The 26,234-nt window shown below is 62.6% G+C and carries 27 protein-coding genes, 1 tRNA gene and 2 pseudogenes; 23 read left to right on the forward strand and 7 right to left on the reverse strand.

What is annotated here, in order from left to right; translation table 11 throughout:
• Positions 1 to 27: 27 nt before the first annotated feature.
• From LQD11_RS14965 to LQD11_RS14975, 3 genes are all read right to left on the reverse strand, one after another.
• Positions 28 to 864 (reverse strand): SAM-dependent methyltransferase, encoded by an 837-nt coding sequence (locus LQD11_RS14965; RefSeq protein ID WP_238618272.1) that lies wholly within the window; start codon positions 862 to 864, stop codon positions 28 to 30.
• Positions 861 to 1,673, reverse strand: a complete 813-nt coding sequence (locus LQD11_RS14970; RefSeq protein ID WP_238618273.1) for a glycine/sarcosine N-methyltransferase — start codon at positions 1,671 to 1,673, stop codon at positions 861 to 863. Before LQD11_RS14970 ends, LQD11_RS14965 begins: the two co-directional genes overlap by 4 nt.
• Positions 1,674 to 2,102: 429 nt before the next feature.
• Positions 2,103 to 2,297 (reverse strand): hypothetical protein, encoded by a 195-nt coding sequence (locus tag LQD11_RS14975; protein WP_238618274.1) that lies wholly within the window; start codon positions 2,295 to 2,297, stop codon positions 2,103 to 2,105.
• A 51-nt stretch (positions 2,298 to 2,348) separates the two neighbouring features.
• On the opposite strand from LQD11_RS14975, the gene LQD11_RS14980 reads away from it, so the two are divergent.
• The 11 genes from LQD11_RS14980 to ispF all read left to right on the forward strand — a co-directional run bounded on the left by LQD11_RS14980 (position 2,349) and on the right by ispF (position 11,019).
• On the forward strand, positions 2,349 to 2,891 hold the full coding sequence (locus LQD11_RS14980; RefSeq protein WP_238618275.1) for a flavodoxin: 543 nt from the start codon (positions 2,349 to 2,351) through the stop codon (positions 2,889 to 2,891).
• 284 nt (positions 2,892 to 3,175) lie between these two features.
• Positions 3,176 to 3,871, forward strand: a complete 696-nt coding sequence (locus LQD11_RS14985; RefSeq protein ID WP_420828271.1) for a MotA/TolQ/ExbB proton channel family protein — start codon at positions 3,176 to 3,178, stop codon at positions 3,869 to 3,871.
• Positions 3,861 to 4,256 carry an ExbD/TolR family protein gene (locus tag LQD11_RS14990; RefSeq protein ID WP_238618277.1) on the forward strand — a complete coding sequence of 132 codons (396 nt, stop codon included), beginning with the start codon at positions 3,861 to 3,863 and terminating at the stop codon, positions 4,254 to 4,256. The genes LQD11_RS14985 and LQD11_RS14990 overlap by 11 nt, the downstream gene beginning before the upstream one ends.
• Before the next feature lie 6 nt (positions 4,257 to 4,262).
• The gene (locus LQD11_RS14995; protein ID WP_238618278.1) at positions 4,263 to 4,688 is read left to right on the forward strand and encodes an ExbD/TolR family protein; all 426 of its coding nucleotides are present in this window, start codon (positions 4,263 to 4,265) and stop codon (positions 4,686 to 4,688) included.
• Positions 4,688 to 5,443, forward strand: coding sequence for an energy transducer TonB (locus tag LQD11_RS15000; RefSeq protein WP_238618279.1), 756 nt, complete (start codon positions 4,688 to 4,690; stop codon positions 5,441 to 5,443). Before LQD11_RS14995 ends, LQD11_RS15000 begins: the two co-directional genes overlap by 1 nt.
• A 116-nt stretch (positions 5,444 to 5,559) precedes the next feature.
• A complete protein-coding gene (locus tag LQD11_RS15005; RefSeq protein WP_238618280.1) occupies positions 5,560 to 7,212 on the forward strand; it encodes a CTP synthase in 1,653 nt (550 codons plus the stop codon).
• Complete coding sequence (kdsA, locus tag LQD11_RS15010) at positions 7,209 to 8,048, forward strand: 3-deoxy-8-phosphooctulonate synthase (RefSeq protein WP_238618281.1); 840 nt, start codon at positions 7,209 to 7,211, stop codon at positions 8,046 to 8,048. The genes LQD11_RS15005 and kdsA overlap by 4 nt, the downstream gene beginning before the upstream one ends.
• A gap of 20 nt (positions 8,049 to 8,068) precedes the next feature.
• Positions 8,069 to 9,349: a phosphopyruvate hydratase gene (gene eno / locus LQD11_RS15015; RefSeq protein ID WP_238618282.1), complete on the forward strand. Its 1,281-nt coding sequence runs from the start codon at positions 8,069 to 8,071 to the stop codon at positions 9,347 to 9,349.
• Positions 9,350 to 9,450: 101 nt separating this feature from the next.
• Positions 9,451 to 9,744 carry a cell division protein FtsB gene (gene ftsB, locus LQD11_RS15020; protein WP_238618283.1) on the forward strand — a complete coding sequence of 98 codons (294 nt, stop codon included), beginning with the start codon at positions 9,451 to 9,453 and terminating at the stop codon, positions 9,742 to 9,744.
• A complete protein-coding gene (ispD, locus tag LQD11_RS15025) occupies positions 9,741 to 10,439 on the forward strand; it encodes a 2-C-methyl-D-erythritol 4-phosphate cytidylyltransferase (protein ID WP_040405936.1) in 699 nt (232 codons plus the stop codon). Before ftsB ends, ispD begins: the two co-directional genes overlap by 4 nt.
• Positions 10,440 to 10,539: 100 nt before the next feature.
• Positions 10,540 to 11,019 (forward strand): 2-C-methyl-D-erythritol 2,4-cyclodiphosphate synthase, encoded by a 480-nt coding sequence (gene ispF / locus LQD11_RS15030; RefSeq protein ID WP_200176694.1) that lies wholly within the window; start codon positions 10,540 to 10,542, stop codon positions 11,017 to 11,019.
• Between the two features lie 14 nt (positions 11,020 to 11,033).
• Here the strand turns inward: ispF and fdxA are convergent, their stop codons facing one another.
• On the reverse strand, positions 11,034 to 11,357 hold the full coding sequence (gene fdxA, locus LQD11_RS15035) for a ferredoxin FdxA (protein ID WP_238618284.1): 324 nt from the start codon (positions 11,355 to 11,357) through the stop codon (positions 11,034 to 11,036).
• Positions 11,358 to 11,458: 101 nt separating this feature from the next.
• Positions 11,459 to 14,068, reverse strand: coding sequence for a DNA mismatch repair protein MutS (gene mutS, locus LQD11_RS15040; RefSeq protein WP_238618285.1), 2,610 nt, complete (start codon positions 14,066 to 14,068; stop codon positions 11,459 to 11,461).
• A gap of 179 nt (positions 14,069 to 14,247) precedes the next feature.
• Here mutS and LQD11_RS15045 point away from each other — a divergent pair, with 179 nt between their 5' ends.
• Positions 14,248 to 14,682, forward strand: coding sequence for a host attachment protein (locus LQD11_RS15045; RefSeq protein WP_238618286.1), 435 nt, complete (start codon positions 14,248 to 14,250; stop codon positions 14,680 to 14,682).
• A 24-nt stretch (positions 14,683 to 14,706) separates the two neighbouring features.
• On the opposite strand, the gene LQD11_RS15050 is transcribed toward LQD11_RS15045, so the two are convergent.
• A complete protein-coding gene (locus LQD11_RS15050) occupies positions 14,707 to 15,396 on the reverse strand; it encodes a protein-L-isoaspartate(D-aspartate) O-methyltransferase (protein ID WP_238618287.1) in 690 nt (229 codons plus the stop codon).
• Positions 15,397 to 15,545: 149 nt separating this feature from the next.
• Here LQD11_RS15050 and LQD11_RS15055 point away from each other — a divergent pair, with 149 nt between their 5' ends.
• From LQD11_RS15055 to LQD11_RS15815, 10 genes and pseudogenes are all read left to right on the forward strand, one after another.
• On the forward strand, positions 15,546 to 15,842 hold the full coding sequence (locus LQD11_RS15055) for a PilZ domain-containing protein (RefSeq protein WP_238618288.1): 297 nt from the start codon (positions 15,546 to 15,548) through the stop codon (positions 15,840 to 15,842).
• Positions 15,842 to 16,336 (forward strand): CinA family protein, encoded by a 495-nt coding sequence (locus tag LQD11_RS15060; RefSeq protein WP_238618289.1) that lies wholly within the window; start codon positions 15,842 to 15,844, stop codon positions 16,334 to 16,336. Before LQD11_RS15055 ends, LQD11_RS15060 begins: the two co-directional genes overlap by 1 nt.
• A 132-nt stretch (positions 16,337 to 16,468) precedes the next feature.
• A complete protein-coding gene (gene recA / locus LQD11_RS15065) occupies positions 16,469 to 17,503 on the forward strand; it encodes a recombinase RecA (RefSeq protein ID WP_238618290.1) in 1,035 nt (344 codons plus the stop codon).
• Positions 17,475 to 17,948, forward strand: coding sequence for a regulatory protein RecX (locus LQD11_RS15070; protein WP_238618291.1), 474 nt, complete (start codon positions 17,475 to 17,477; stop codon positions 17,946 to 17,948). The genes recA and LQD11_RS15070 overlap by 29 nt, the downstream gene beginning before the upstream one ends.
• Complete coding sequence (alaS, locus tag LQD11_RS15075) at positions 17,945 to 20,563, forward strand: alanine--tRNA ligase (RefSeq protein ID WP_238618292.1); 2,619 nt, start codon at positions 17,945 to 17,947, stop codon at positions 20,561 to 20,563. The genes LQD11_RS15070 and alaS overlap by 4 nt, the downstream gene beginning before the upstream one ends.
• A gap of 92 nt (positions 20,564 to 20,655) precedes the next feature.
• Positions 20,656 to 21,885 (forward strand): aspartate kinase, encoded by a 1,230-nt coding sequence (locus LQD11_RS15080; RefSeq protein ID WP_238618293.1) that lies wholly within the window; start codon positions 20,656 to 20,658, stop codon positions 21,883 to 21,885.
• 157 nt (positions 21,886 to 22,042) lie between these two features.
• Complete coding sequence (gene csrA / locus LQD11_RS15085) at positions 22,043 to 22,228, forward strand: carbon storage regulator CsrA (protein WP_040405939.1); 186 nt, start codon at positions 22,043 to 22,045, stop codon at positions 22,226 to 22,228.
• 114 nt (positions 22,229 to 22,342) lie between these two features.
• A tRNA-Ser gene (locus LQD11_RS15090) sits at positions 22,343 to 22,433 on the forward strand.
• A gap of 337 nt (positions 22,434 to 22,770) precedes the next feature.
• Positions 22,771 to 23,043 (forward strand): annotated as a pseudogene (locus LQD11_RS15810) (CZB domain-containing protein); the annotation flags it as partial.
• A 210-nt stretch (positions 23,044 to 23,253) separates the two neighbouring features.
• Positions 23,254 to 24,288, forward strand: a pseudogene (locus LQD11_RS15815) (methyl-accepting chemotaxis protein); the annotation flags it as partial.
• Between the two features lie 248 nt (positions 24,289 to 24,536).
• Here the strand turns inward: LQD11_RS15815 and LQD11_RS15100 are convergent.
• Positions 24,537 to 25,652 carry a transposase gene (locus tag LQD11_RS15100; RefSeq protein ID WP_238618295.1) on the reverse strand — a complete coding sequence of 372 codons (1,116 nt, stop codon included), beginning with the start codon at positions 25,650 to 25,652 and terminating at the stop codon, positions 24,537 to 24,539.
• Between the two features lie 162 nt (positions 25,653 to 25,814).
• Between LQD11_RS15100 and LQD11_RS15105 the strand changes: the two genes are divergently transcribed.
• The coding region (locus LQD11_RS15105) for an AAA family ATPase (RefSeq protein WP_238618296.1) at positions 25,815 to 26,234 on the forward strand (420 nt) is incomplete at its 3' end.

Raw genomic sequence — 26,234 nt, forward strand, 5'->3', positions numbered from 1 at the left:
GTTCTTGGAACGGATGGATGGAAGGGTTCAGGCCTTGCGGAAACGGAAGATGCCCCAGCACAGGTGCCCGGCGTGACCACCGTCGATCCAGTGCTTCAGACCCTTCTTCATGCGCGCCAGATAGTCCGGCGAGATGCTGTCGGCCAGATCCGCTTCCCGGGCCTCGGTCTCCTGTAGCACCCGGGCATAATGTCGCGGCAATTGATGGCTGTGATCCTCAAGGCCGATCTCTTGAAGTCCATGTTGCCCGGCAGTTTCCCGGTAGAAGCCGGGGCAGCCCAGGGTTTCCAGGTGGATGCGATCCAGGATGGGTTGCAGGACCCCGTCGGGGCAGTCGTCGGTGGCCATGGGGTCGGTGAAGATGAATACCCCGCCGGGCTTGAGAACCCTGGCGGCTTCCGCCAGCACCCTGGCCCTTCGGCCGCTGTGCAGGATGGCATCCTGGGACCAGACCACGTCGAACCGGCCGTCGGGGCAGGGGATGTCCTCAAAGCTGCCGTCCACCACGTCAATGCGATCGTCCAGCTTCTGCGCCTGGTTGATCTGGCGGTTGCGGGTGTTTTCCACCTCGCTCAGGTTCAGGGCGGTGACACGGCAGCCGAAGTTACCGGCCAGATAGCGGGCGGCTCCGCCGTAGCCGGCGCCCAGGTCCAGGATCCGGTGCTCGGGGGTGAGTTCTCCCAGCATGTCGCCCATGTGGGCCACCGTGCGGCGGCTGGCGTCGCTGATGGGTTCGTCCTCGGTTTCGTAAAGGCCGATGTGGATATCCTCGCCACCCCAGACCCGGTGGTAGAAGGTATCGGCATCATCGCTGTTGTAGTAGTCGCGGGCGGTGGCGACGGCGCCTTCATAGTGATGGCTCATGCCGGATCTCCCGTGTAGCGTTTGTCGGCGACATGGATGAAGAAATCCGGTTCCTGTTCGTGATAGGTCTCCTTGAAGTCGCCGAGGGTCTCGATCTGCTGGAAACCCACCTCCCGCATCAGGCGCCGCACATAGGCCCTGCGAAGAGGGTACATGTTCAGGTGATAGACCGACTGGTCGGGAAAGGCGTAGCGGAAGCGAGTCAGGCCCGGGTCCACGTGCTCGGGGTAGACCGAGACGTTGTCGCCGCAGTAGTAGAAGGTATGGGTACTGGAATAGCCGTGATCCAGGATGGCGTCGTAGTTGCGCTGATCCAGGATCAGCACCCCGTCGTGGTTGAGGGCCGAATAGAACTCGGCCAGGGCCTTGCGGCGGTCGTTTTCATTGAACAGATGGGTGAAGGAGTTGCCCAGGCAGACCACGGCATCGTAGCGGCCGTAGATGTCCCGGTTCAGTTCCCGCCAGTCCGCCTGAGTGGTGCGCAGGATGTGGCCCCGCTTGCGACCGTTATCGAAGGCCTTGGCCAGCATTTGGGCGCTGCCGTCCACGCTGACCACGTCAAATCCCGCTTCCCGCAGCAGGATGGAGTGAAAGCCGGTGCCGGTGGCCACGTCCAGGACCCGTTTTGCACCCCGCTCCTTGAGTACTCGAATGAAGAAATCCCCTTCGCTGGCAGCCCGGCTGTCCCAGTCGATGAGCTCGTCCCATTTGTCCACGAAGGGTTCCACGTATTCACGGACGTAGTTGTCCGTCTCCCGGCGTTCCACCGGTCTGGTTCCGAAATCCTGTTTGGTCATGGTGATTGACATCGAGGTCTCCCCGCCATCCGTCTGGATGGACGCTAGAAACGCGGGGCGCAGGTGCACCCGCACGATGTGGATGACAGACGCAGCCGAAAACCCGAAGCGGGTGGTGCGCCGTCCGGCCAGTGCTGGGCCGTTGATGGTGTCCGCGAGGCCTTTGCAGCGCCTCGGGACCATGAGGTGGTCGTCGTGACGACCATGGTTTGCCGGGCTGGTGTGATCAAGCTCCGACAGGCAAGGGACGCGGTCCGTCATTCCCGCGCAAGCGGGAATCCAACGACGGACTCAAATCCCTGGACTCCCGCCTTCGCGGGCGTGACCGCGAGGTAGGTTCAACCCTTCACGGGCCGCCGCATCCAGGCGCTACCTGTCGCTTCGGTGCATCTTTTTACCTTGAGCAGGTTGGATCAGAATTTCAAGGGTTTATCCCGTATTTCAATCAATGCCCATCGGGATTAAGGGTTCAGGTCGGGTCTCAGGTTTGTCGTATATGCGCTTTTCTTGTCGCAAAGTCGACAACGAAAGCAGGTGAGAACGACGGATACGGGATGGCTTGATAACCCCTTTAAACAGCAGGTTAAAACGATTTTCGGGGAAGCCAATCTGGCTGGCACCGGATTTGCTTTGCATGATGCAAAGGCTGTTCCGAATCAGTCATCTTCACTTAAAGAGGGCATTTCCATGGCGCGCATTGGGATCTTTTTCGGCACCACCACCGGCAATACCCGCAAGGTGGCCAAGATGATCAAGAAAAAATACGACGATGAGACCATGGCCAAGCCGCAGAACGTGAACAAGGCCAGCGCCGATGAAATTGCAGGGTATGATTATCTGATCTTCGGCACGCCCACCATGGGCTCCGGCCAGTTGCCCGGTCTGTCCGCCGATTGCGAGGAAGAGAGCTGGGAGGAGTTCCTGCCCAACCTGGAAGCGGTGGACTTCACCGGCAAGACCGTGGCCCTGTATGGACTGGGGGACCAGGTGGGCTATCCCAACGAATTCGTCGATGCCATGATCGAGCTTTATGATCTGGTCACCGGCCGTGGTGGTCGCGTGGTGGGGGCCTGGCCGACCGAGGGCTACGAATTCGAGTCTTCCCAGGCCGTGGTGGACGGCAAATTCGTCGGGCTGGTGCTGGACCAGGACAATCAGAGCCAGTTGACCGATGAACGCCTTGAGGCCTGGCTGGCCCAGATCGCTCCGGAGTTTGGATTACCCGCGTGAATCCGGCGCCGGAGTGGAAGCTCCGGCGCTTTTTATTTCTGAGCGTTGATAATGATTTGCAATACTACTAACATGAGCGACCATTGACGCAACCTTATTGTGGATAGCCTCCAAGGAGCTGTTTCATGAGTTCACCAGACGCCGCAGAAGCCGGCATTGCCGAATCCGGTCCCGCCGGGCAGGCGCCCGTGGAATCCGGCCTTGTGGATACCGGTCTGGGGGAAACGGGGGTGACGCAGGCCGATGTCGCGGACACGACGGGGATCGTGCACGCCCTGCAGGGAATGATCGATCTGGGCGGTCCGGTGGTGGCCATCCTGCTGATCATGTCCGTGGTGGCCCTCACCATCATCCTGGTCAAGATCGGTCAGTTCCTGTGGTGGCGGCTGGGTGATGAGCGCAGTCTGAAGACGGCCCTGGAACACTGGCGCGACGGCCGGGTGGAGCCGGCTCTGGAAACCCTCTCCCGCAGCCGCAGCCCCGCTGCACGGGTGATGGAGGTGGCGATCCAGGGGCGGCGTGACAATGCTCGTCCCGAACCGTTGGTGCGCGAAGAGGCCACCCGGGTGGCAGTGAACTGGCTGGAGCGTCTGCGGGGTCAGTTCCGCATGCTGGAAGTGATCGGCACCCTGGCGCCGCTGTTGGGTCTGCTGGGTACGGTACTGGGCATGATCGCCGCCTTCCAGCAGCTGGAGGCGGCCGGCAACCGAGTGGACCCATCCATTCTTTCCGGCGGCATCTGGGTGGCGCTTCTGACCACGGCGGTGGGTCTGGCGGTGGCCATCCCGGTGGTGGCGGTGCTCAACGGCCTGGAGCGCTGGGTGGAGCGTTTTCGTCATCGGATGCAGGATGCCCTGACCCAGGTTTTTACTCTGCCGCCGCCGGCGGCTGAGCGGCAACAGGAACCCACGCCCATCAAGTCGGCGCAGAAAGCCCATATCAAGGTCTGGAAGGACCGGGCGGCAGGCGATGCACATTGAGGCACCGGCCCCCCGTCGACGGGCGCTCATCAGTCTCACGCCCCTGATCGACGTGGTGTTCATCCTGCTGATCTTTTTCATGCTGGCCAGCAGCTTTCTGGACTGGAGCGCGGTGACCCTGAGTACCCCTTCCTCCCAGTCCAGCGCCACCGAGGACCAGCCGCCCCTGGCGGTGCAGATCCTTCCGGGGGGGGAACTGCGGCTAGCGGGTGAACCGGTGTCGGTGGAGCGGCTGGTCATTGCCCTGCGTGAGCAACTGGCCATGGAGCCCGCCCGTACGGTGGTGGTCCAGCCGGCGGGGGAGGTTCCCCTGCAGACCGTGGTCAATGTCCTGGACCGGGTGCGGGAGGCAGAGCCCGTGTCCTTGCGTTTGTCACGGGAGTAAGGTCCCATGCAGTTACCCGAGTATTCCGGCAAGCCCCCGGAAGAGAATCTGATCCCGCTGATCAACATCGTCTTTCTGCTGCTGATCTTCTTCATGGTGGCCGGTGCCCTGACCGCCCAGGATGTCTTTGAAGTGGAAGCGCCTGATTCCCGCCACGAGGCCGGCGTCGATGATGAAGGCTGGCTGGTGCTACTGGGCCGGGATGGCCGGCTGGCTTTGGACGATGAGGAGATGGATGCCGATACCCTGAAAGGACGCCTGCAGGCGGAGATGGAGACACGCCGGGACGCTCCGGCAAAAGCGGAGCCGCTGGTGCGCATCAAGGCGGATCAGGCGGCCTCCACCGATGAACTCATGGACCTGATGGAACTGCTTCGCGCCGCGGGGGTGGAAGAGGTGCGCCTGCTGACGGTCCTGGCGGGGGATCGTTGATGCCTCTGAGAAGCATGGGCTGGGTGTTGGCCCTGACGCTGGCCGTGGGACTGCATCTGTCGGTGTTCTGGTGGCTGGCCCGCAGCGACGACGTGGTCACGGAGGGGGCTCAGGCCCCTGGCGAAGCCGGGGTGGTGATCGGTCTTGGGCCTGCCGGGCAGCCTGCGGGACAGCCCGAACCGGTGGCAGAGCCGGTGTCGGAACCCGAACCCGAGCCCGAACCAAGCCCGCGGCCTGAACCTGAACCCAAACCCAAGCCCGAGCCAAAGCCGGAACCCAAGCCTGAGCCCAAGCCTGAGCCCAAGCCCAGGCCGCAGCCCAAACCGGAGCCGGTGGCCGAGCCCACGCCTGCTCCCGTGGCCCAGCCTCGAGCCGAGCCCCAGGGACAGTCGAGGGAGGACTCCCGCGAAAGCGCGTCCAACCAGTCGGGTCGACAGGCGGGGCAGGCCGCCGGCGGTGACCCGGCGGCCACTCAGGATTATCTGCAGGTAGTGCGTGCCTGGCTGGAGCGGCACAAGGAATATCCCCGTCAGGCACAGCTGCGTCGCCAGGAGGGCGTGGTCTATGTGCGTTTTGTGATGAACCGAAATGGTGAAGTGCTGTCACACAGCATTGAACGCAGTTCCGGGCACACGCTGCTGGATCGGGAAGTGACCAGCATGCTGCAGCGGGCACAACCCTTGCCCGTAATGCCGCCGGAACTGCCTCAGCACAGACTGGAAGTGGTCCTGCCGGTGGCCTTCAATCTGCGTTGAGTCTCCGTTCACACGCTCAGCATGGCTGTGATTGAGGGGGGATACCCCCCTCTGGTATCCTCTCCTCCCGTCCGGCGCCGTTGGCGCACTCATTCTCCAATCCCGACGAAAATCTCATGACGCGATACGTGTTCATTACAGGGGGCGTGGTGTCTTCCCTGGGTAAAGGCATTGCTGCTGCTTCCCTGGGGACGATCCTTGAGGCCCGTGGTCTCAAGGTCACCATGCTCAAGCTGGATCCCTACATCAACGTGGACCCCGGCACCATGAGCCCGTTCCAGCACGGCGAGGTCTTCGTCACCGAGGACGGCGCGGAAACCGACCTGGACCTGGGCCACTACGAGCGGTTCGTGCGCATCAGGACCAGCCGGCGCAACAACTTCACCACCGGTCAGATCTACGAGAACGTCATCCGCAAGGAGCGTCGGGGTGACTACCTGGGTGGCACCGTGCAGGTCATTCCCCACATCACCGACGAGATCAAGCGCTCGGTGCGGGCCGGGGCCGAAGGGGCCGACATCGCCCTGGTGGAAATCGGCGGCACCGTGGGCGACATCGAATCCCTGCCGTTTCTGGAAGCCATCCGCCAGATGGGGGTGGAACTGGGCAGCGAGAATGTCCTGTACATCCACCTGACCCTGGTGCCCTACATCGCCGCCGCCGGCGAGATCAAGACCAAGCCGACCCAGCACTCGGTGAAGGAACTGCGTTCCATCGGCATCCAGCCCCATATCCTGCTGTGCCGTTCCACCCATCCGCTGCCGGAGGGGGAGCGTCGCAAGATCGCCCTGTTCACCAACGTGGAGGAAAAGGCGGTCATCTCCTCCGTGGACGTGGACAACATCTACAAGATTCCCCTGTGGCTGCATTCCCAGAAGCTGGACGAGATCGTCCTGCGCAAGCTGCATGTGGAGGCCCCGCCGGCGGATCTGTCCGACTGGAAGCACGTGGTCAACGCCATGGAGTTTCCCGAGGCCGAGGTCACCATCGGCATGGTGGGCAAGTACGTGGAACTCACCGAGTCCTACAAGTCCCTCAACGAGGCCCTGACCCACGCCGGCATCCACACCGCCACCAAGGTGAACATCCGCTATATCGACTCCGAACGCCTGGAGACCGCGGGCACCGACTGCCTGGCCGAGGTGGATGCCATCCTGGTGCCCGGCGGCTTCGGCGAGCGGGGTGTGGAGGGCAAGATCGCCGCGGTGCGTCATGCCCGCGAGCACAAGATGCCTTACCTGGGCATCTGCCTGGGGATGCAGGTGGCGGTGATCGAATATGCCCGCAACGTGGCCGGCCTGGAACAGGCCCACAGCACCGAGTTCCGTCCCGAGACGCCCCACCCGGTGATCGCCCTGATCACCGAGTGGCAGGATCGGGAAGGCCGGGTGGAACAGCGCAGCAGCGATGACGACCTGGGCGGTACCATGCGCCTGGGCGGCCAGCAGGCCCGTCTGGCCCCGGATTCCCTGGCCCGGCGCGTCTATGGTGCCGAGGTGATCAGTGAGCGTCATCGTCACCGCTATGAATTCAACAACCAGTATCTGGAGACGCTGCAGGCGGCCGGACTGGTGATCTCGGGCAAGTCCATGGACGGGGCGCTGGTGGAAATGGTGGAGTTGAACGACCATCCCTGGTTCCTGGCCTGTCAGTTCCACCCGGAATTCACCTCCACCCCCCGGGATGGCCATCCGCTGTTCGCCGGTTTCGTCAAGGCAGCCCGGCTGCAGCATGAAAAGATGCTCAACCAGAGTGAAGAACCCCGATGAAACTCTGTCATTTCCAGGCGGGTCTGGACCAGCCGGTATTCCTGATCTCCGGCCCCTGCGTCATCGAGAGTGAACAGCTGGCCCTGGACACGGCGGGTCTGCTCAAGGAAATGACCGATCGCCTGGGCATCCCCTTCATCTACAAGTCCTCTTTCGACAAGGCCAACCGGTCTTCCAGTCGAAGCTTTCGTGGTCCCGGCCTGGAGAAGGGGTTGCAGATTCTGGAGACGGTGAAGCGCGTGATCGGCGTGCCGGTGCTGACCGACGTGCATGAAGACACCCCGCTGGCCGAGGTGGCCGCCGTGGTGGACGTGCTGCAGACCCCGGCCTTTCTCTGCCGCCAGACCAACTTCATCCGCAACGTGGCGGCCCAGGGTCTGCCGGTGAACATCAAGAAGGGCCAGTTCCTGGCCCCCTGGGACATGAAACACGTGGTGGACAAGGCCCGCGAGACCGGCAACACGCAGATCATGGTCTGCGAACGGGGCGTGTCCTTTGGTTACAACACCTTGGTTTCCGACATGCGCGGCCTGGCCGTGATGCGGGAGACCGGGTGTCCGGTGGTATTCGATGCCACCCATTCCGTGCAACAACCCGGCGGCCGGGGCGCCAGCTCCGGTGGCCAGCGGGAATTCGTGCCGGTCCTGGCACGGGCCGCCGTGGCCTCCGGGGTGGCGGGTCTTTTCATGGAGACCCACCCGGACCCGGACAAGGCCCTGTCCGACGGACCCAATGCCTGGCCCTTGCCCCATCTGGAGGCATTGCTGAACACCCTCAAGGACCTTGACGATGTGGTCAAGGCCCAGGGGTTTATCGAACAACAGTTCTTGAATTGAGCAACAGGGGATCATGACCCATGACCGAGATCGTTGATATTCTGGCCCGCGAGGTGGTGGACTCCCGCGGCAATCCCACCGTCGAAGCCGATGTGAAGCTGGGCTCCGGCGCGGTGGGACGTGCCGCGGTACCCTCCGGCGCCTCCACCGGCTCCCGCGAGGCACTGGAACTGCGGGACGGTGACGCGCGCTACCTGGGCAAGGGCGTGCGCAAGGCCGTGGCCAACGTGAACGGCGAGATCCGCGAAGCCCTGCTGGGCCTCAAGGCCTCCGATCAGGAGGCCATCGACCGGCGCATGATCGAGCTGGACGGCACCTCCAACAAGGGTCGCCTGGGCGCCAATGCCCTGCTGGCGGTGTCCATGGCCCTGGCCCACGCCAATGCCCGTGATACCGGCCTGCCCCTGTACCGTCACCTGGGCGGTGAGGGGGCCACCCTGCTGCCGGTGCCGATGATGAACATCATCAACGGCGGCGCCCACGCCGACAACAGCGTCGACATGCAGGAATTCATGATCCTGCCGGTGGGCGCCGGCAGCGTCGCCGATGCCATCCGCTACGGTGCCGAGGTCTTCCATGCCTTGAAGAAGGTGCTGCATGGCCGCGGACTGTCCACCGCCGTGGGTGACGAGGGTGGTTTCGCCCCGGACCTGCCCTCCAACGAGGCGGCCATCGAGGCCATCCTGGAGGCCATTCATCAGGCCGGCTTCACCCCGGGCAAGGACATCTTCCTGGGTCTGGACTGTGCCGCGTCCGAGTTCTACAAGGACGGCGCCTACGTGCTGGCCTCCGAAGGCAAGCGCCTGGATGCCGCCGGCATGGTGGAATTTTTGGCGAACTGGGTGAAGCAGTACCCCATCATCACCATCGAGGACGGCATGGACGAGGGCGACTGGGACGGCTGGAAGCTGCTCACCGAGCGTCTGGGTGACCAGGTGCAGCTGGTGGGTGACGATCTGTTCGTCACCAACACCGAGATCCTGCGCGAGGGCATCGACAAGGGGATCGGCAACTCCATCCTCATCAAGCTCAACCAGATCGGTACCCTCACCGAGACCCTGGAAGCCATCCGCATGGCCCACGACGCCGGCTATACTGCGGTGATTTCCCACCGCTCCGGCGAGACCGAGGATGTCACCATCGCCGATCTGTCCGTGGCCACGGGGGCCGGTCAGATCAAGACCGGTTCCCTGTCCCGTTCCGACCGGGTGGCCAAGTACAACCAGCTGATTCGCATCGAGGAAATGCTGGGGGCTTCCGCCCGCTATGCCGGCAAGGCGGCATTCAAGCGTCTGGGCTGATCCACAGCGTCCGGCCTGGCCCGCCTTCCTCCGGGTAGGGGAAGGTGGTCCAGGCCCGGGCATGGTGACTTCCCTCGACCCTACGCGCTGGACTCCCCCGGATGAAATGGCTCATCACCCTGTTGCTGGCACTGTTCCTGGGGCTCCAGTACAAACTCTGGTTCGGTGAAGGCAGCCTGATGGAGGTCTGGCAGTTGCGTCAGGAACTGGAGACCCAGCGCGCGCAGAATCAGGAACTGCGCGGCCGTAACGAGGCGCTGGAAGCGGAGGTGATCGATCTCAAGACCGGCCTGGAAGCCATTGAGGAACGGGCCAGACGGGAACTGGGAATGATTGCCGAGGACGAGATCTTTTTCCAGGTGGTGGATCGCCACCGCTTTGGCGGACAACGATGACGAAAACTCCCGGATTCTGGGCGGTGATTCCCGCCGCCGGTGTCGGCAGCCGCATGCGCGCCGACCGTCCCAAGCAGTACCTGCCCCTGGCTGGGCGCACGGTACTGGAACATACCCTGGACATCTTTTTCCGGCACCCGCGCATCAGCGGCGTGGTGTTGGTGATCAGTGCCGATGATGGCTGGTTCGGGGATCTGGATATCAGGACCGACAAGCCCCTGTGGGTGGTGGACGGTGGCGCCGAGCGCTGTCATTCCGTGCTCAATGGCCTCAAGGCCCTCATGACCCACGCCGATCCCCGGGACTGGGTGCTGGTCCATGACGCGGCGCGGCCCTGTCTGAGCGACGGGGACCTGGATCAGTTGCTCGATACCCTGCGGGACGATCCGGTGGGCGGCATTCTGGCCACGCCGGTACGGGATACCAAGAAGCGGGCCGGCCCCGATGGCCGCATTTCCGCCACCGTGGACCGCGGGGCCATGTGGCGGGCCTTCACGCCGCAGATGTTTCGTCTGGCGGCCCTTGAGGCGGCCCTGGAGCGGGCCCTGGCCGAGGGTTTTCTGGTGACCGACGAAGCCTCGGCCATGGAGCACGCCGGACAGGCGCCCCTGCTGGTGGAGGGCAGTGCCCGCAACATCAAGATCACCCAGCCGGAAGACCTGTCCCTGGCGGAGTTCTATCTGTCCCGGCGATGACTTGCCGGATGCGGGAGCGGGGGATCTTTCCCCTGAACTTTCTTTCCTGCCCCACGGGTGTCTCACCTCGGGGGCTCTCTTCGGACCAGAAGGAGCGGCAATGAAGTTTCGTATCGGTCACGGGTATGACGTCCATGCCTTCATGGAGGGCGATCACCTCATCATCGGCGGCGTGCAGGTGCCTCATCACAAGGCCTTCAAGGCCCATTCCGACGGAGATGTGCTGATGCATGCCGTCTCCGACGCCATCCTGGGGGCCGCGGCCCTGGGGGACATCGGCCGTCATTTCCCGGACACGGATCCCGCCTACAAGGGGGCCGACAGCCGCGTGCTGCTGCGGGAGGTCCTGGCCAAGGTACAGGCCCTGGGCTGGCAGGTCGGCAATCTGGATGCCACCCTCGTTGCCCAGGCCCCCAAGATGTCCCCCCACGTGGAACAGATGCGGGCCAACCTGGCGGCGGATCTGCAGATCGATCTTGCCCAGGTGAACGTGAAGGCGACCACCACCGAGCGACTGGGGTTTGCCGGGCGGGAAGAGGGTATCGCCGCCCACGCGGTGGTCATGCTGGTGTCCGCATAATCCGGCGTAGCCTGCTACTTTTCCAGGTGCTTGAGCTTGTCCGGCTGCCCGTTCCAGGACTCGGCATCCGGCAGGGGATCCTTGCGCCGGGTGATCACCGGCCATTGCCGGGACAGTGCCGCGTTGAGCTCGATGAAGTGCTCCTGACCTTCGGGCACCTCGTCCTCCGGCACGATGGCCTGTGCCGGACACTCGGGTTCACACAGGGAACAGTCGATGCACTCATCCGGGTCGATCACCAGAAAGTTGGGACCCTCGTGGAAACAGTCCACGGGGCAGACCTCCACGCAGTCGGTGTATTTGCAGCGAATGCAGTTCTCAAGAACGACGAATGCCATGGGTGTCTCCCTATGGTTGGATCAGTGACGCCTCCCTGATGACATCATACCCGGCATTCACATTCCGCCAAACGCCTTGAAAAACAGGGTTTCTGCCGGCGCTACTCCCGCAGCAGCGCCGCCAGTTCCTTGAGCCGGTACAGGGCCACCAGGGCCTCGCGGGGTGTCATCCCGTCCGGGTCCAGTTCATCCACCGCCGTACGCAGGGCCTGGCTGGTGGTGTCGGGGCCGTCCTCGGGTGGCGCGGGTGCTTCCTCCTCCGGTAGCGGCGCGGCGAACAGACTCATCTGCGGGCCCTGTCCCGGTCCCGCCAGGCTCTGCTGCTCCAGGGCATTGAGGCGCTGACGGGCACGCCGGATCACCGCCTTGGGGACGCCCGCCAGGGCGGCCACGTGCAGGCCGTAACTCTGATTCGCCGGTCCTTCCTTGACCGCGTGCAGGAACACGATCCGGTCCCCGTGTTCCACCGCGTCGATATGGACGTTGGCAATGGTGGGGTACTGGTCCGGCAGGGCGGTCAATTCGAAATAATGGGTGGCAAACAGGCAGAAGGCCCGGTTGCGGGTGGCCAGGTGTTCGGCGCAGGCAAAAGCCAGGGACAGGCCATCGAACGTGCTGGTGCCCCGACCGATCTCGTCCATCAGCACCAGGCTGTGCTCGGTGGCGTGGTTGAGGATGTTGGCCGCCTCGGTCATCTCCACCATGAAGGTGGAACGGCCGGAGGCCAGGTCGTCACTGGCACCGATACGGGTGAAGATCCGGTCCACCGGTCCGATCAGGGCCCGCCGCGCCGGCACGAAGCTGCCCACGTGGGCCATGAGCACGATCAGGGCCGCCTGGCGCATGTAGGTGGACTTGCCCCCCATGTTGGGGCCGGTGATCACCAGCATGCGGCGCTTGGGGTCCAGCGTCAGGTCATTGGGAACGAAGGGTTCGTCCAGCACCCGCTCCACCACCGGATGGCGCCCGTCCTCGATGCGCACACCCGGCTGGTCGGTCAGCTCCGGTGCGGTGAGATCCAGGCTGTCCGCCCGTTCCGCCAGATTGGCCAGGACATCCAGTTCCGCCAGGGCCTCGGCGCTGCGGCGCAGGTCGGGCAGAGGAGCGTGGAGTTGGGTCAGCAGGGCTTCATAAAGTTGCTTTTCCCTCGCCAGGGCGCGTTCCCTGGCGGAGAGGACTTTGTCTTCAAAGCGCTTGAGCTCGGGGGTGATGAATCGCTCCGCCCCCTTGAGGGTCTGGCGCCGGGTGTAATCGTCCGGGGCCCGATCCGACTGACCGCGGCTGATCTCGATGTAATAGCCATGCACCCGGTTGTAGGCCACCTTGAGATTATGGATGCCGGTGCGTTCCCGTTCCCGTTGCTCCAGGTCCAGCAGGAACTGATCGGCGTTTTCCGACAGGGCGCGCAGCTCGTCCAGTTCGGCATCGTAACCCTGGGCGATCACCCCGCCGTCGCGGATGAGGACCGGTGGCTGATCGATCACCGCCCGGCGCAGCAGATCCACCACCCGCGGGTGCTCGCCGATGCCCTCGGCCAGTTCCCGCAGTCTCACCGCTCGCAGCGGGTGCAGGGTCTGCTGCAGGGCGGGCAGTTCGGCCAGGGAGTCCCTCAGGGTGGTCAGGTCCCGGGGGCGGGCGGAGCCCAGGGCGATTCGGGTGAGGATCCGTTCCAGATCGCCGATGCCCCGCAACTGGGGCTGGATCTGCTCGAAGGCCCGGGTATCCAGCAGGGCGCTGATGGCACCGTGGCGTCCCTTGAGGATCCGGCGATCCCGCAGGGGCTGGTGCAGCCAGCGGGCCAGCAGGCGGCTGCCCATGGCGGTGGCGGCCTGATCCAGGACGTGGGCCAGGGTATTGTCGCGTCCGCCGGACAGGTTGGTGGTCAGTTCCAGGTTCCGGCGGGTGGCCGCGTCCAGGATGATGCCGTCGTCCCGACGCTGTACGCTCAGGCCGTCGATATGGGGCAGGGCGGTCTTCTGGGTCTCCTGGGCATATTGCAGCAGAGCGCCGGCGGCGCCGATGGCCAGGGGCATGTGATCGCAGCCGAACCCGGCCAGGTCCCGGGTGCCGAACTGGCGGGTGAGCAGGGTGCGGGCGGCCTCGGTCTCGAAGTGCCAGGGGGCACGGCGTTTGACACCGCCCCGTTCCGGACCCGGCAGGCGCATGTCTTCGGGGATCAGGATCTCGGCGGGTTGTAGCCGTTCCAGTTCCCCCAGTAGGGGTTCCTCGCCCTTGAGTTCCTGGACCTGGAAGCGACCCGATGCCAGATCCAGGATGGCCAGCCCGGTCTGTTCACCCCGGGCCTTGAGGCAGACCAGCAGATTTTCCCGGCGCTCCTCCAGCAGGGCCTCGTCGGTGACGGTGCCCGGCGTGACGATCCGCACCACCTTGCGCTCCACCGGCCCCTTGGCGGCCGCGGGGTCTCCCACCTGCTCGCAGATGGCCACCGACTCGCCCAGTCTCAGCAGACGGGCCAGATAGGACTCCGCCGCGTGCACCGGGACGCCGGCCATGGGGATGGGCTCCCCGGCGGACTGACCGCGGCGGGTGAGGGTGATGTCCAGCAGGCGGGCGGCCCGGGTGGCGTCCTGGAAGAACAGCTCGTAGAAGTCGCCCATGCGGTAGAACAGCAGGATATCCGGATGATCGGCCTTGATTTTCAGGTACTGCTGCATCATCGGGGTGTGGGAGGACAGGTCGCTGGTGGTCATCAATCGTCTGTTGCATCCATTGTTCAAGCGGCGAAGATTACCATGACCGGATCATGGGAACCTCCCGGGCGGAAATCGTCTAAGCTTAAAGAAAGCGTCAGGGAATTTTACAGACGGTGAGTTGTTCACCGCCGGACTTGGTTCCGGCTTTCCTTGCAATGCAGATAGGAGGTTCGTCTATGACAACATGGGTCATTGTTGCGGATGCGAGTCGGGCCAGAGTGTTCAGCGCCGAAAAGTCTTTCAGTCCCCTGGTGGAGGTGGAAGATCTCACGCATCCGGAGGCCCGCTTGCATGAGCAGGACCTGCAGTCGGACCGCATGGGGAGGGTGTTCGACAGTACCGGAGATGGGCGCCACGCCATGGGCAAGGAAACACCGCCGAAAAAGCATGAAGCACAGCGCTTTGCCCGCACCTTGTGCGACCGGCTGAACAATGCCCGGGCCACCGGCCAGTTCAGCAAGCTCTATATCATTGCCGCGCCGGCATTCCTGGGCGCGCTGAGAAACTGCATGGATGCGGTCACCCAGAAGTCCGTCGCCGGCGAGATCGACAAGAACCTCACCACCCATGATCCCATGGATATCCGCCGACAGTTGCCCCAGTTCCTCTGAGGCCGCCCGAGGAAGGGATCGGAGCTAACCCGTCCCTTCCTCCTTCGCATTCACTAACGGCACGAACCGTACCGCCAGCACACGCCGCGTGTCCAGTTCGCCGTTTTCCTGCTTCTCCCCCACCACCAGCATCTGTGCATCCCAGCCGGTATCCAGCGGAATCACCATGTGTCCTCCGACGGCAAGCTGTTCCACCAGGGGCGCCGGCATGCGGTCGGCGGCGGCGGTGACGATGATGCCGTCAAACGGTGCCGCCTCCGGCCAGCCGGCATGGCCATCCCCGGTGCGTGTGTGAACCTTGCTGTAACCCAGGGCGTGGAGTCGTTCGTGCGCGGTGCGGGCCAGTTCGGGGATGACCTCAATGCTGTATACATCAACAGGAAGCTCTGCCAGAATGGCTGTCTGATAGCCGCAGCCGGTTCCCACCTCAAGCACCTTCGCACCGGGCCGAAGTGCCAGCAGGTCCGTCATCAGGGCCACGACGAAGGGCTGGGAAATGGTCTGCCGGTAGCCGATGGGCAACGCTGTGTTATCCCAGGCACGGGAACGGCCGGCAGCCGGCACGAACCGGTCCCTGGGAACCCGTTCGATGGCCGCAAGGACCGCGGGATTGGGGATGGAAAGGCCGGTGGTGTCGGCGGTGGCCGCATAGTCGGCGCGGATCTCCGCGAGCAACTTTTGCGTCTCGGTCTGTCCTGAAGGGGAGGATACCATGGCGTTTTTCCCGCGGGTAGTGGATGGATTGAGGCTAGCTCAACCTGCCTGTACGTGATAGCGGGGGGTTGACGAATCCTTCCGAAAAGGTCATATCCGACAGTCATGCAAGTCATGTGCTGACGACCGACCCATTGCGGGGGGAGTAGATGAGCCTGGATTTTGATGAAAGACGGGATTTCCAGCGTCTGCAACTGGACCATCCCATGAAGATAACGGAGCAGGCCACCGGCCGGGAGCACCGGGGGTTGGGGCGGGATCTGAGTGCCATTGGTCTGTCCTTTCACCTGAACACCGCCCTGCCCGTGGGCACGTTGCTCACTGTCGCCATTGATCCCGCTGGACAGTCCGCCGTCCTGCCCTTCAGGGCGGAAGCGGAAGTGCATCGCGTGGAAGCAGAGGGCGGGGGTTACCTGGTGGCCGCCAGGATCCTGCGCATGCTGTGATGATGGTTCCGTCCGACGCCGAACTGGAAGCCCTGGCTCGCCGACTGGGGGAGCAGTTGCGGAGTCATGGCGAGACACTGGTGCTGGCGGAATCCTGTACCGGTGGATGGATTGCCAAGGTCGTCACGGACCTGCCCGGCTCGTCGACCTGGTTCGATCGGGGTTTTGTCACCTACAGCAATCGGGCGAAAATTCGTCAGTTGGGGGTGGATCCCGGTCTGATCGATGCGTTCGGCGCGGTCAGCGAGCAGACGGTAACGGCCATGGCCATCGGTGCGCTGAACCACAGTGATGCCCGGTTGGCCGTTGCCGTCAGCGGTATCGCCGGTCCCGGAGGGGGGGCGCCGGACAAGCCGGTGGGAACTCTCTGGCTGGCCTGGGCACGGCCAGGGCGGGATGTTCAGGTGCGGCATCATTGCCTGGCGGGTGATCGCGAGGCCATCCGTCGTCAGGGGGTCGCCCTGGCCCTGACGGGGGCGATCCATTGTTTTTGACTCCGGCGTTTTGCCGGGTTCGAATACGATCTGGAATTGGCAAGAAAGCGGCCATGTATGGGATAATCTCACGTTTACCACGGGGCGGAGCCCTCGCAGGCGGTTTCATGGACGATCAAAAGGGGTTTTGAAGTGGACGAGAATCGCAAGAAGGCACTATCCGCGGCACTGGGTCAGATCGAGCGTCAGTTCGGTAAGGGCGCCGTCATGCGCATGGGGGATTCCACCGCCGTGCGCGATGTGGCGGTGGTCTCCACCGGTTCCCTGGCGCTGGATATCGCGCTGGGCATCGGCGGCCTGCCCAAGGGGCGGGTGGTGGAAATCTTCGGCCCGGAGTCCTCGGGAAAGACGACCCTGACCCTGCAGGTGATCGCCGAGTGTCAGAAGCAGGGCGGCACCGCGGCCTTCGTGGATGCCGAGCATGCCCTGGACCCCACCTATGCCGAGAAGCTGGGTGTGGACGTGGACAACCTGCTGGTGTCCCAGCCGGATACCGGTGAGCAGGCCCTGGAGATCGCCGACATGCTGGTGCGTTCCGGCGCCGTGGACGTGGTGGTGGTGGACTCCGTGGCCGCCCTGACCCCCAAGGCCGAGATCGAGGGTGAGATGGGAGACGCCCATGTGGGTCTGCAGGCCCGGCTCATGTCCCAGGCCTTGCGCAAGCTCACGGCCAACATCAAGCGTTCCAACACTTTGGTGATCTTCATCAACCAGATCCGCATGAAGATCGGCGTCATGTTCGGCAATCCGGAAACCACCACCGGCGGCAACGCTCTCAAGTTCTATTCTTCCGTGCGACTGGATATCCGCCGCACCGGCGCCATCAAGAAGGGCGACGAGGTGATCGGCAACGAGACCCGGGTCAAGGTGGTCAAGAACAAAATGGCCCCGCCGTTCAGGGAAGCCAATTTCGAGATCCTCTACGGCGAGGGCATCTCCCGCTTGGGTGAGGTGATCGACATGGGCGTCAAGGACGGCATCGTGGACAAGGCGGGTGCCTGGTACAGTTACAAGGGCGAGCGCATCGGGCAGGGCAAGGACAATGCCCGCAACTTCCTCAAGGAACGCCCGGAGATTGCCGCCGATATCGAGGCCCAGATTCGGGAAAAGTATCTGCCCAAGCGTGGGGCGGTAGAGAGTGAGCCTGAAGTCCCGGCAGAAGACTGACGCCGAGTCGGCGGACGATGCCGCCATTCGCCTGCTGGCCCGTCGGGAGCACTCGCGTGGTGAACTGAGGTCCAAGCTGACGGAACGGGGTCTGGAGCAGGCCGCCGTCGAGGTCGCCCTGGACCGACTGGAATCCCGGGGCCTGCTCAGCGATGCCCGTTTCACGGAAAGTTTCGTCAGACATCGCGTCGGGCAGGGTCACGGCCCGACGCGTATCCGTGCGGACCTGCGGCAACGGGGTGTTGCCGACTCCCTGGTGCAGGCCGTCCTGGACGAGGCGGAGGCCGACTGGGAAGCCCTGGCCCGCGATGTCCGGATCCGCCGTTTTGGTCCGGCGCTTCCCGTTGATTACCGGGAACGCAGCAAGCAGATGCGGTTTTTGCAATATCGAGGATTCCCCACGGACATCATACGCCGTGTCATGACCGACGAAGACAAGACATGAAAAGCGCCGACATACGAAGCAGTTTCCTCGAGTACTTCCGCTCCAAGGGACATGAAATCGTCTCCTCGAGTCCGCTGGTACCCGGGAACGATCCCACCCTGCTGTTTACCAACGCGGGGATGGTCCAGTTCAAGGATGTGTTCCTGGGGCGCGAGCATCGTCCCTATGGTCGCGCCACCACCTCCCAGCGCTGCGTGCGGGCCGGTGGCAAGCACAACGACCTGGAAAACGTCGGTTACACCGCCCGTCATCACACCTTCTTCGAGATGCTGGGCAACTTCAGCTTCGGCGACTACTTCAAGCGTGACGCCATCCACTATGCCTGGGAATACCTCACCGTCGTCCTGAAGATGCCGGCCGAGCGTCTGTGGGTCACGGTCTACCAGACCGACGACGAGGCCTACGACATCTGGACCCGGGAGATCGGCATTCCCCTCAATCGCATCACCCGCATCGGCGACAAGCCCGGCGGTGGTTCCGACAATTTCTGGCAGATGGGGGACACCGGTCCCTGCGGTCCCTGCACCGAAATCTTCTATGATCACGGTCCCCATGTCTGGGGCGGTCCGCCCGGCTCCCCCGAGGAGGACGGCGACCGCTACATCGAGATCTGGAACCTGGTCTTCATGCAGTATGAGCGGGACAAGGACGGCAACCTCAACCCCCTGCCCAAGCCTTCGGTGGACACCGGCATGGGTCTGGAACGCCTGGCGGCGGTGATGCAGGGGGTGCATTCCAACTACGAGATCGACCTGTTCCAGCACCTGCTGGCGGCGGTCGGTCGCCTGGTAGGGACCCACGATACCCATGCCCCGTCCTTCAAGGTTATCGCCGACCACATCCGCTCCTGCAGCTTCCTGATCACCGACGGCGTGATGCCCGCCAATGACGGCAGAGGCTATGTACTGCGCCGGATCATTCGCCGCGCCGCCCGTCACGGCCACAAACTGGGTCTGAGCGAACCCTTCTTCCACAAGCTGGTTGCCCCGCTGGTGCAGGTGATGGGGGATGCCTACCCGGAACTGGTGAAGGCTCAGGGCCAGGTGGAACAGGTCCTGTTGCTGGAGGAGCAGCGTTTCCAGGAAACCCTGGAGCACGGCCTCAAGCATCTGGAGGAAGGCCTCGGCCGCATTGCCGACAAGACCATCCCCGGCGGCCTGGTATTCAAGCTTTACGACACCTACGGCTTCCCGGTGGACCTGACCGGCGACATCGCCCGGGAAAAGGGTCTGGAACTGGACATGGCCGGGTTCGAGCACGAAATGGAACAGCAGCGCGACCGCGCCCGTGCCGCCAGCACCTTCAAGATGGCCGATGCCGGCGCCATGGCCGTGGGGGTGGCGGATTCGGACTTCGTCGGTTACGAGGCCGTGGCCGGCGACGCCCGGGTGGTGCGCCTGGCCGCCGGCCCTGATCGGCTGGGCTGTGAAACCCTCAATGAATCTGAAGAGGGCAGTGTGGTGCTGGACACCACCCCCTTCTATGCCGAGTCCGGTGGCCAGGTGGGCGATACCGGCGTGATCGAGGGTCCCGAGGGCGAGTTCCAGGTCACCGACACCGTCAAGCAGGGCGGGGTCTTCATTCACCACGGCCTGATGTTGCGGGGGTGTCTGAAGACGGGTGATCCGGTCCATACCCGGGTCAACGAGGACCGCCGCCAGGCCGTGGTCCTGAACCATTCCGCCACCCACCTGCTGCATGCCGCCCTGCGGGAAGTCCTCGGGGAGCATGTGCAGCAGAAAGGGTCCCTGGTGGCACCGGACCGGCTGCGGTTCGACTTCTCTCACTTCGAACCCGTCACCCAGGATCAGATCGAGCGTCTGGAGGTCATGGTCAACCGCGCCATTCGGGCCAACGTGGCGGCGGAAGCGCGCATCATGCCCATCAAGGAGGCCCTGGCCGCCGGTGCCATGGCCCTGTTCGGCGAAAAATACGGCGACGAGGTGCGGGTGCTTTCCCTGGGCGGATTCTCCACCGAACTGTGTGGCGGCATCCATGTGCAGCGCACCGGTGACATCGGGGTATTCAAGATCATCTCCGAAGGCGGCGTGGCCTCGGGCATCCGTCGGATCGAGGCGGTGACCGGGGAAAACGCGCTCCAGCACATCGGCGAAACCGAGCAGCAGCTCTCCCGTGCGGCGGAATTGCTGCGGGCCAGTCGCGGCGACCTGGCGGACAAGGTGCAGCAGGTGCTGGACCGGGCCCGCGCCCTGGAAAAGGAACTGGAGGCCATCAAGGCCAGGCTGGCCTCCCAGGCCGGCTCCAGCCTGTCGGATCAGGCCGTGGAGATCAACGGCGTCAAGGTCCTGGCCGCGCGCCTCGATGGCGCGGATCCCAAGTCCCTGCGGGATACCGTGGATCAGCTCAAGAACAAGCTGGGCGAGGCGGTGATCGTGCTTGCCACTGTGCAGGACGACAAGGTCAGCCTGGTGGCGGGAGTCACCAAGGGGCATGTCGGCAGTATCAAGGCCGGTGAGCTGGTGAATCAGGTGGCTCAGCAGGTGGGTGGTCGCGGCGGCGGTCGTCCGGACATGGCCATGGCCGGGGGTACCCGACCCGAAGGGCTGGATCAAGCCCTCGCCTCGGTCACGGAATGGGTCCAGGCCCGTCTTTGAATGCATGGGTGGTACCCGGTGTTCGATGAACGGTTCTTCCACATGGCAAGGCAGTATTGTCTAATGACAAGCCTATATCCAAGTAAAAGAATATGTCTTTAATCGTCCAAAAATACGGCGGTACCTCGGTCGGCAGCATTGAGCGCATTCAGAACGTGGCCGATAAGGTCATGGCGGCGCGTCGGCAGGGGCATGAAGTGGTGGTGGTGGTCTCCGCCATGAGCGGCGAGACCGACCGGCTGCTGGGACTGGCCAGAAGCATTCGCTCCAACATTGATGGTCGCGAGCTGGATGTCCTGCTCTCCACCGGAGAGCAGGTCACCATCGCCCTGCTGGCCATGGCCCTGGAAGCCAAGGGATGTCCGGCCCGTTCCTATACCGGCGCCCAGGTCCAGATCCTCACCGACAGCGCCCATAACAAGGCCCGTATCCGTGACATCGACGGCGCTCGCGTGCGACGTGATCTGGCCGACGGCAAGGTGGTGGTGGTGGCCGGATTCCAGGGGGTGGACGAGCTGGGCAATATCACTACCTTGGGGCGTGGCGGTTCCGACACCACGGCCGTGGCGCTGGCGGCAGCGCTCAAGGCCGATGAATGCCAGATCTTCACCGATGTGGACGGGGTGTACACCACTGATCCCCGCGTCGTTCCCAAGGCCCGGCGGCTGAGCCGCATCACCTTCGAGGAGATGCTGGAAATGGCCAGCCTGGGGTCCAAGGTTCTGCAGATACGCGCCGTCGAATTCGCCGGCAAATACAATGTACCGTTGCGTGTTCTATCCTCTTTTCAGGAAGGAGAAGGCACGCTCATTACTTTTGAGGAAGAGAGCATGGAGCAGGCGCTCATTTCCGGGATCGCCTTTAACCAGAACGAAGCCCAGTTGACCGTTGCCGGTGTGCCCGATCAGCCCGGTGTGGCCTATCGACTGCTGGGTGCTGTGGCAGATGCCAACATCGAAGTGGACATGATCGTCCAGAACGTGGGAGCCGACGGCACCACGGACTTTACTTTCACCGTCCATCGCAATGATTTTGAAAAGGCTCTTGGGATCGTCCGTTCCCGTGCCGAGGCCTTGGGTGCCCGTCAAGTGACCGGTGACGACAAGATCGTCAAGATCTCCATTGTCGGCGTTGGCATGCGGTCTCATGCCGGCATCGCCAGCAAGATGTTCGAGGCCCTGGCGGCCGAGGGCATCAACATTCGCATGATTTCCACTTCCGAGATCAAGATCTCCGTGGTGGTGGATGAAAAGTATCTGGAACTGGGCGTGCGTGCCCTGCATGATGCCTTCGAGTTGGAGCATGCCCAGTCCGGCAAGTGATCAGGCGCCCGCAAGTGAGTGCAGGTGCCCTGATGGGCGGACCTGGATCCGGTCCGCCCTTGGAAGCAAAGAACCGGCATCAAGCCGGTCGAATACCGGACCGCAGAGTCCGGACTATAAAACACAAGGTGATTGAATCCAGTCTGGAGAAAGGAATATGCTTATTTTAACTCGCAGGGTTGGTGAAACCCTCATGATCGGTGACGAAGTCACGGTCACGGTTTTGGGCGTGAAGGGCAACCAGGTACGTGTAGGTATCAATGCGCCCAAGGATGTTGCCGTGCATCGTGAAGAGATTTACGAGCGCATCCAGCGCGAGCAGGAAACGGAAGGCAACGCCTGATTTTTGCCTTTAAGGACTTTACGTAAGCTCATCATTTGGGTAGTATATCGGCTTGCCGTCGGAGTTAAGGACGGCGTGGCGGCAAGCTAAATGAGATCAGCCAGCCAGAATACCGGAGAGATGGCCGAGTGGTCGAAGGCGCTCCCCTGCTAAGGGAGTATGGGTCAAAAGCCCATCGAGGGTTCGAATCCCTCTCTCTCCGCCATATGCCATGCAAAAGCCCCTGAAATCAGGGGCTTTTTGCTTTCTAGGCATCCGATAGCCATACCCTATTCCACAGCCCGATAGGGCAACGCGCAAAGCACTTCTTCCTCTTGACCGCTGGCTGACGCCTCGTGCCCGAGGTAGGCTCGTGGCCGAGTGGTCAAGAACCACTTGGTAATGCCGATAAGAAAACAATGAAGTACGCTTGGCGTACGCCACAGGATCCCAGAGCCATGTTGTCCTCCCTGACCATTGGCCGCAAGCTGGCCGCCTCTTTCAGCATTGTCCTCGTGATACTGCTGGTGATTGCCCTGATTGGCTGGAATGGCCTGAGTCGGATGGGTGATGCGCAGGAGCGTGTGGCGGAGACCTACGAGCAGGCCATCTTTCAGGTGCAAAAAGAGGTGGATCACTTGGTCTGGGTGAACAATCTGGCCAATGTCTTTGTGCTCGGAACCGAGTTCCGGGGTCAATTGGACTATACCCGGTGTGACTTCGGACAGTGGTACTACGGTTTTCGTGGCAGCGATGCCTATCAACTGGCGCCCGCGGATTTCCGGCGTACTTTTGATGCCATTGAGCAGCCGCACCGGGAATTGCATCAGACAGCCATTCGTATCCTGCGTGCCATGGAAAATGGCAATCGGGGTCAGGGACTGGAGATCTACCAAGGGCAGACCTTGGGTCACCTTAACACTCTCCGGGGGTTGCTGGATGAACTGGGCGCCGGGCTCAGTGAGCAACGGGAGGTCGTGAAGGCGCAAGCAGAGCGCACCGCCATGGCTTCCGCCACCACCATGAGCATCGCCGTCTTGACGGCGGTGGGTCTGGCCGTGCTGTTGGGTTGGCTGCTCACCCGGGTCATCGTCACCCCCTTGAGAACCACCACGGCACATCTGCAATCCATCGCCGAGGGTGACGGAGATCTTACGCGGCGCCTGCCGGTGCAGGGGCGGGATGAGGTGGCAGATCTGTCCCGGGCCTTCAACGGCTTTGCGGATCGTGTCCACGGTCTGGTGAAGCAGGTGGTGGGGGCTTCTGCGCAATTGGCGGTTGCCGCGGAGGAACTCTCCGCCACCAGTGGAGAAATGCGTCAGCAGGTACGGCGCCAGCAATCGGAGGTGGAGCAGGTGGCCACCGCCATGAATGAGATGGCGGCCACGGTCCAGGAAGTGGCGCGCAATGCCACCGAGGCGGCGAGCACCACGCGCAGCACCGATGATCAGTCCAGGGAAGGGACCCGGGAGGTTGAGCGGACTATCGACACCATCCGGGCCCTGGCTCGGCAGGTGGAGGAATCCGCCGAGGTCATCGGTACCGTGTCGGCGGACAGCGACGAGATCGGCAAGGTGCTGGATGTGATCCGCGGCATCGCCGAGCAAACCAACCTGCTGGCCCTGAACGCAGCCATCGAGGCAGCCCGGGCTGGAGAACAGGGTAGGGGATTTGCGGTGGTGGCCGACGAGGTGCGTACGCTGGCGTCCCGCACCCAATCTTCTACCAATGAAGTGCAGGAGATGATCGAGCGCCTGCAGTCTGGTGCCGCGAAGGCGGTCAAGTCCATGGGCGAAGGACGCACCAAGGCTCATGCGGGTGTGGAGCAGGCGGCGCGTACGGGAGAATCCCTGCTGGTGATCAATCGTTCCATCGGGACCATCAATGACATGAATGCCCAAATTGCCAGTGCTGCCGAGGAGCAGTCCGCGGTGGCCGAAGAGGTCAACCGCAACGTGATCAACATCAATGAAGGTGTTGAACAGACGGCGGCGGGTGCCGACCAGATCACTGCCGCCAGCGAGGAGTTGGCGCGCCTTGCCGCCGATCTGCAAGATCGCGTGGGACGGTTTAAGGTGTGACCACTGTTCCCTAAAAAGTTATTTATAAACAGATAATTACTTATTATTTCTAATCTATTTTGAAGTTTTATTTTTGAAAAATAAACTCTTACATTGGTTTTTTAAATTATTTTCTAAGGTAGATGGAAAATTCCATTGAAAACAGATGGATGGAGTTCCAACTGATTTTCCGTGTGTGAAGTGTCACGTGGAACATGCGCTGATTTTTTGGGGGGGAAGGAGCCGGCCAGTGGCTGGTTTGATGATGATCAGGCGGCTTTTCGGTTGAAGATGGCCCTGGAAACTCGGATACCTCGCACTCTCTGTTTTCTTTTTCTGGCGGCCAACTCGCAAAGTGAATCAGGGGCGCCGATGACGGGGCCGAAGGACTTGAGCATGCTGGCCGACTGAGCGACGAAAGCCTCAGTTTCCATGCCCAGGCGTAACAGAAGGCGAGGTGTCCTTTCCGGGATGAGGCCGCGTTTCATGGGGTGTATACAGCGCCCCAGGGTGTCAACCAACTCCAGGTAATCCTCGAAGGCAAAAGGAATGGCGATTTCAAAGCGTGTCGCCGGATCGAACGGTATCAAGGGGGCTGGTTGCAGTGATTTGAGATGCTGCTCCGAGCGCAGTTTCCCCGTTTCGGAGGCATGGTCTGCGCTGGTACTGGACCGTGAGCGTGAGACATGGCAGGTGACCCTGCTGCTGTCGGCCGGCTTTCTTCGTTGCGCTTGAGTTCTGGCGACATTTCGGATGCGGCGAGCTATGCCGGTGAACTCGCATCCCTGTAGATCCTGTGCGATTCCGGCACGGACAGGGTTTAGATCCACATAAGCCATGGCGGCCAGTAACGCCTGTTCATCCAGTAGGGCCTGACTTTTAAAACGCCCTTCCCAGAAACGCCCTTTCACGCCATCTTCCTGATTGGCTTGACGGGCGATGGACTCATTAAGAACCCGCATGAACCAGGAGAGGTCGTGCAGCCTGGCGCGATACAGTTCCGCGTGCTCTTCCACTTGGGTGGCCTCTGCCGCTGAAAGCCGTTCCGGACCTTCTGAAAGGTAGCGCTGCACGGAGGAGGGGCCATTGAACAACTGTGTCCAGCGTTTCAATACCTCATCCGTTCCCCAGTCCATGCCACGTCCGGCATCGACACGCAGCACAATGTGATAGTGATTGGACATGACCGCGTAGGCGGCAATGTCGATGGCGAAGATGTTGGACAGAGCCAACATGCGTTCCTCGATCCAACCCCGCCGATGCTCGTAGTTCATGCCGGTGAACTGATCGCGGCCACACAAAAAAGCACGCCTTACGCATCGGCTGACCACGTGGTACCAGGGCGTTTCAGAAAGCGAGACTTGTTCGTGACGAGGTTGAGCCATGAAAGCATCATAGCGCATTCCTTAAAGGGTTTCAATAAAATGGGTGTCCAAATAAAAATTGAAGCTAAACAAAAAATCGAAACAAAACAACTCCAAAAAGACAGGCAGTAGCTTCATGATATTCTGCCCCGACAATGAACCTCCAGGAGCCGAGTTCCTTCCATGGCTACCCAGCTCAATCTCCCCATCGGAGTGCAATCCCTCGCCGAGATCATCAACGAGGGTTACTACTACGTGGACAAGACCCCCTGGCTGCATCGGCTGATCAAGGAAGGGAAGTATTACTTCCTCTCCCGGCCCCGACGCTTCGGCAAGAGCCTGCTGCTGGACACCCTCAAGGAACTGTTTGAGGCCAACGAGCCCCTGTTCCGCGGCCTGTATATCCATGACCGCTGGGATTGGCAGACCCGTCATCCGGTCGTCCGGATCAGTTTTGCCGATGGGGTCATGCAGACCCGGGACACCCTGGATGCCCGTATCCGGCACCTGCTGGCACTCAACCGAAAGCGCCTGAATATCGACCACAGCGGTGCGCCGGACATTGCGGGTGAGTTTTCCGATCTGATCCGCATGGCCCATCAG

The organism is Ectothiorhodospira shaposhnikovii, from assembly GCF_022227765.1.
Classification (GTDB): domain Bacteria; phylum Pseudomonadota; class Gammaproteobacteria; order Ectothiorhodospirales; family Ectothiorhodospiraceae; genus Ectothiorhodospira.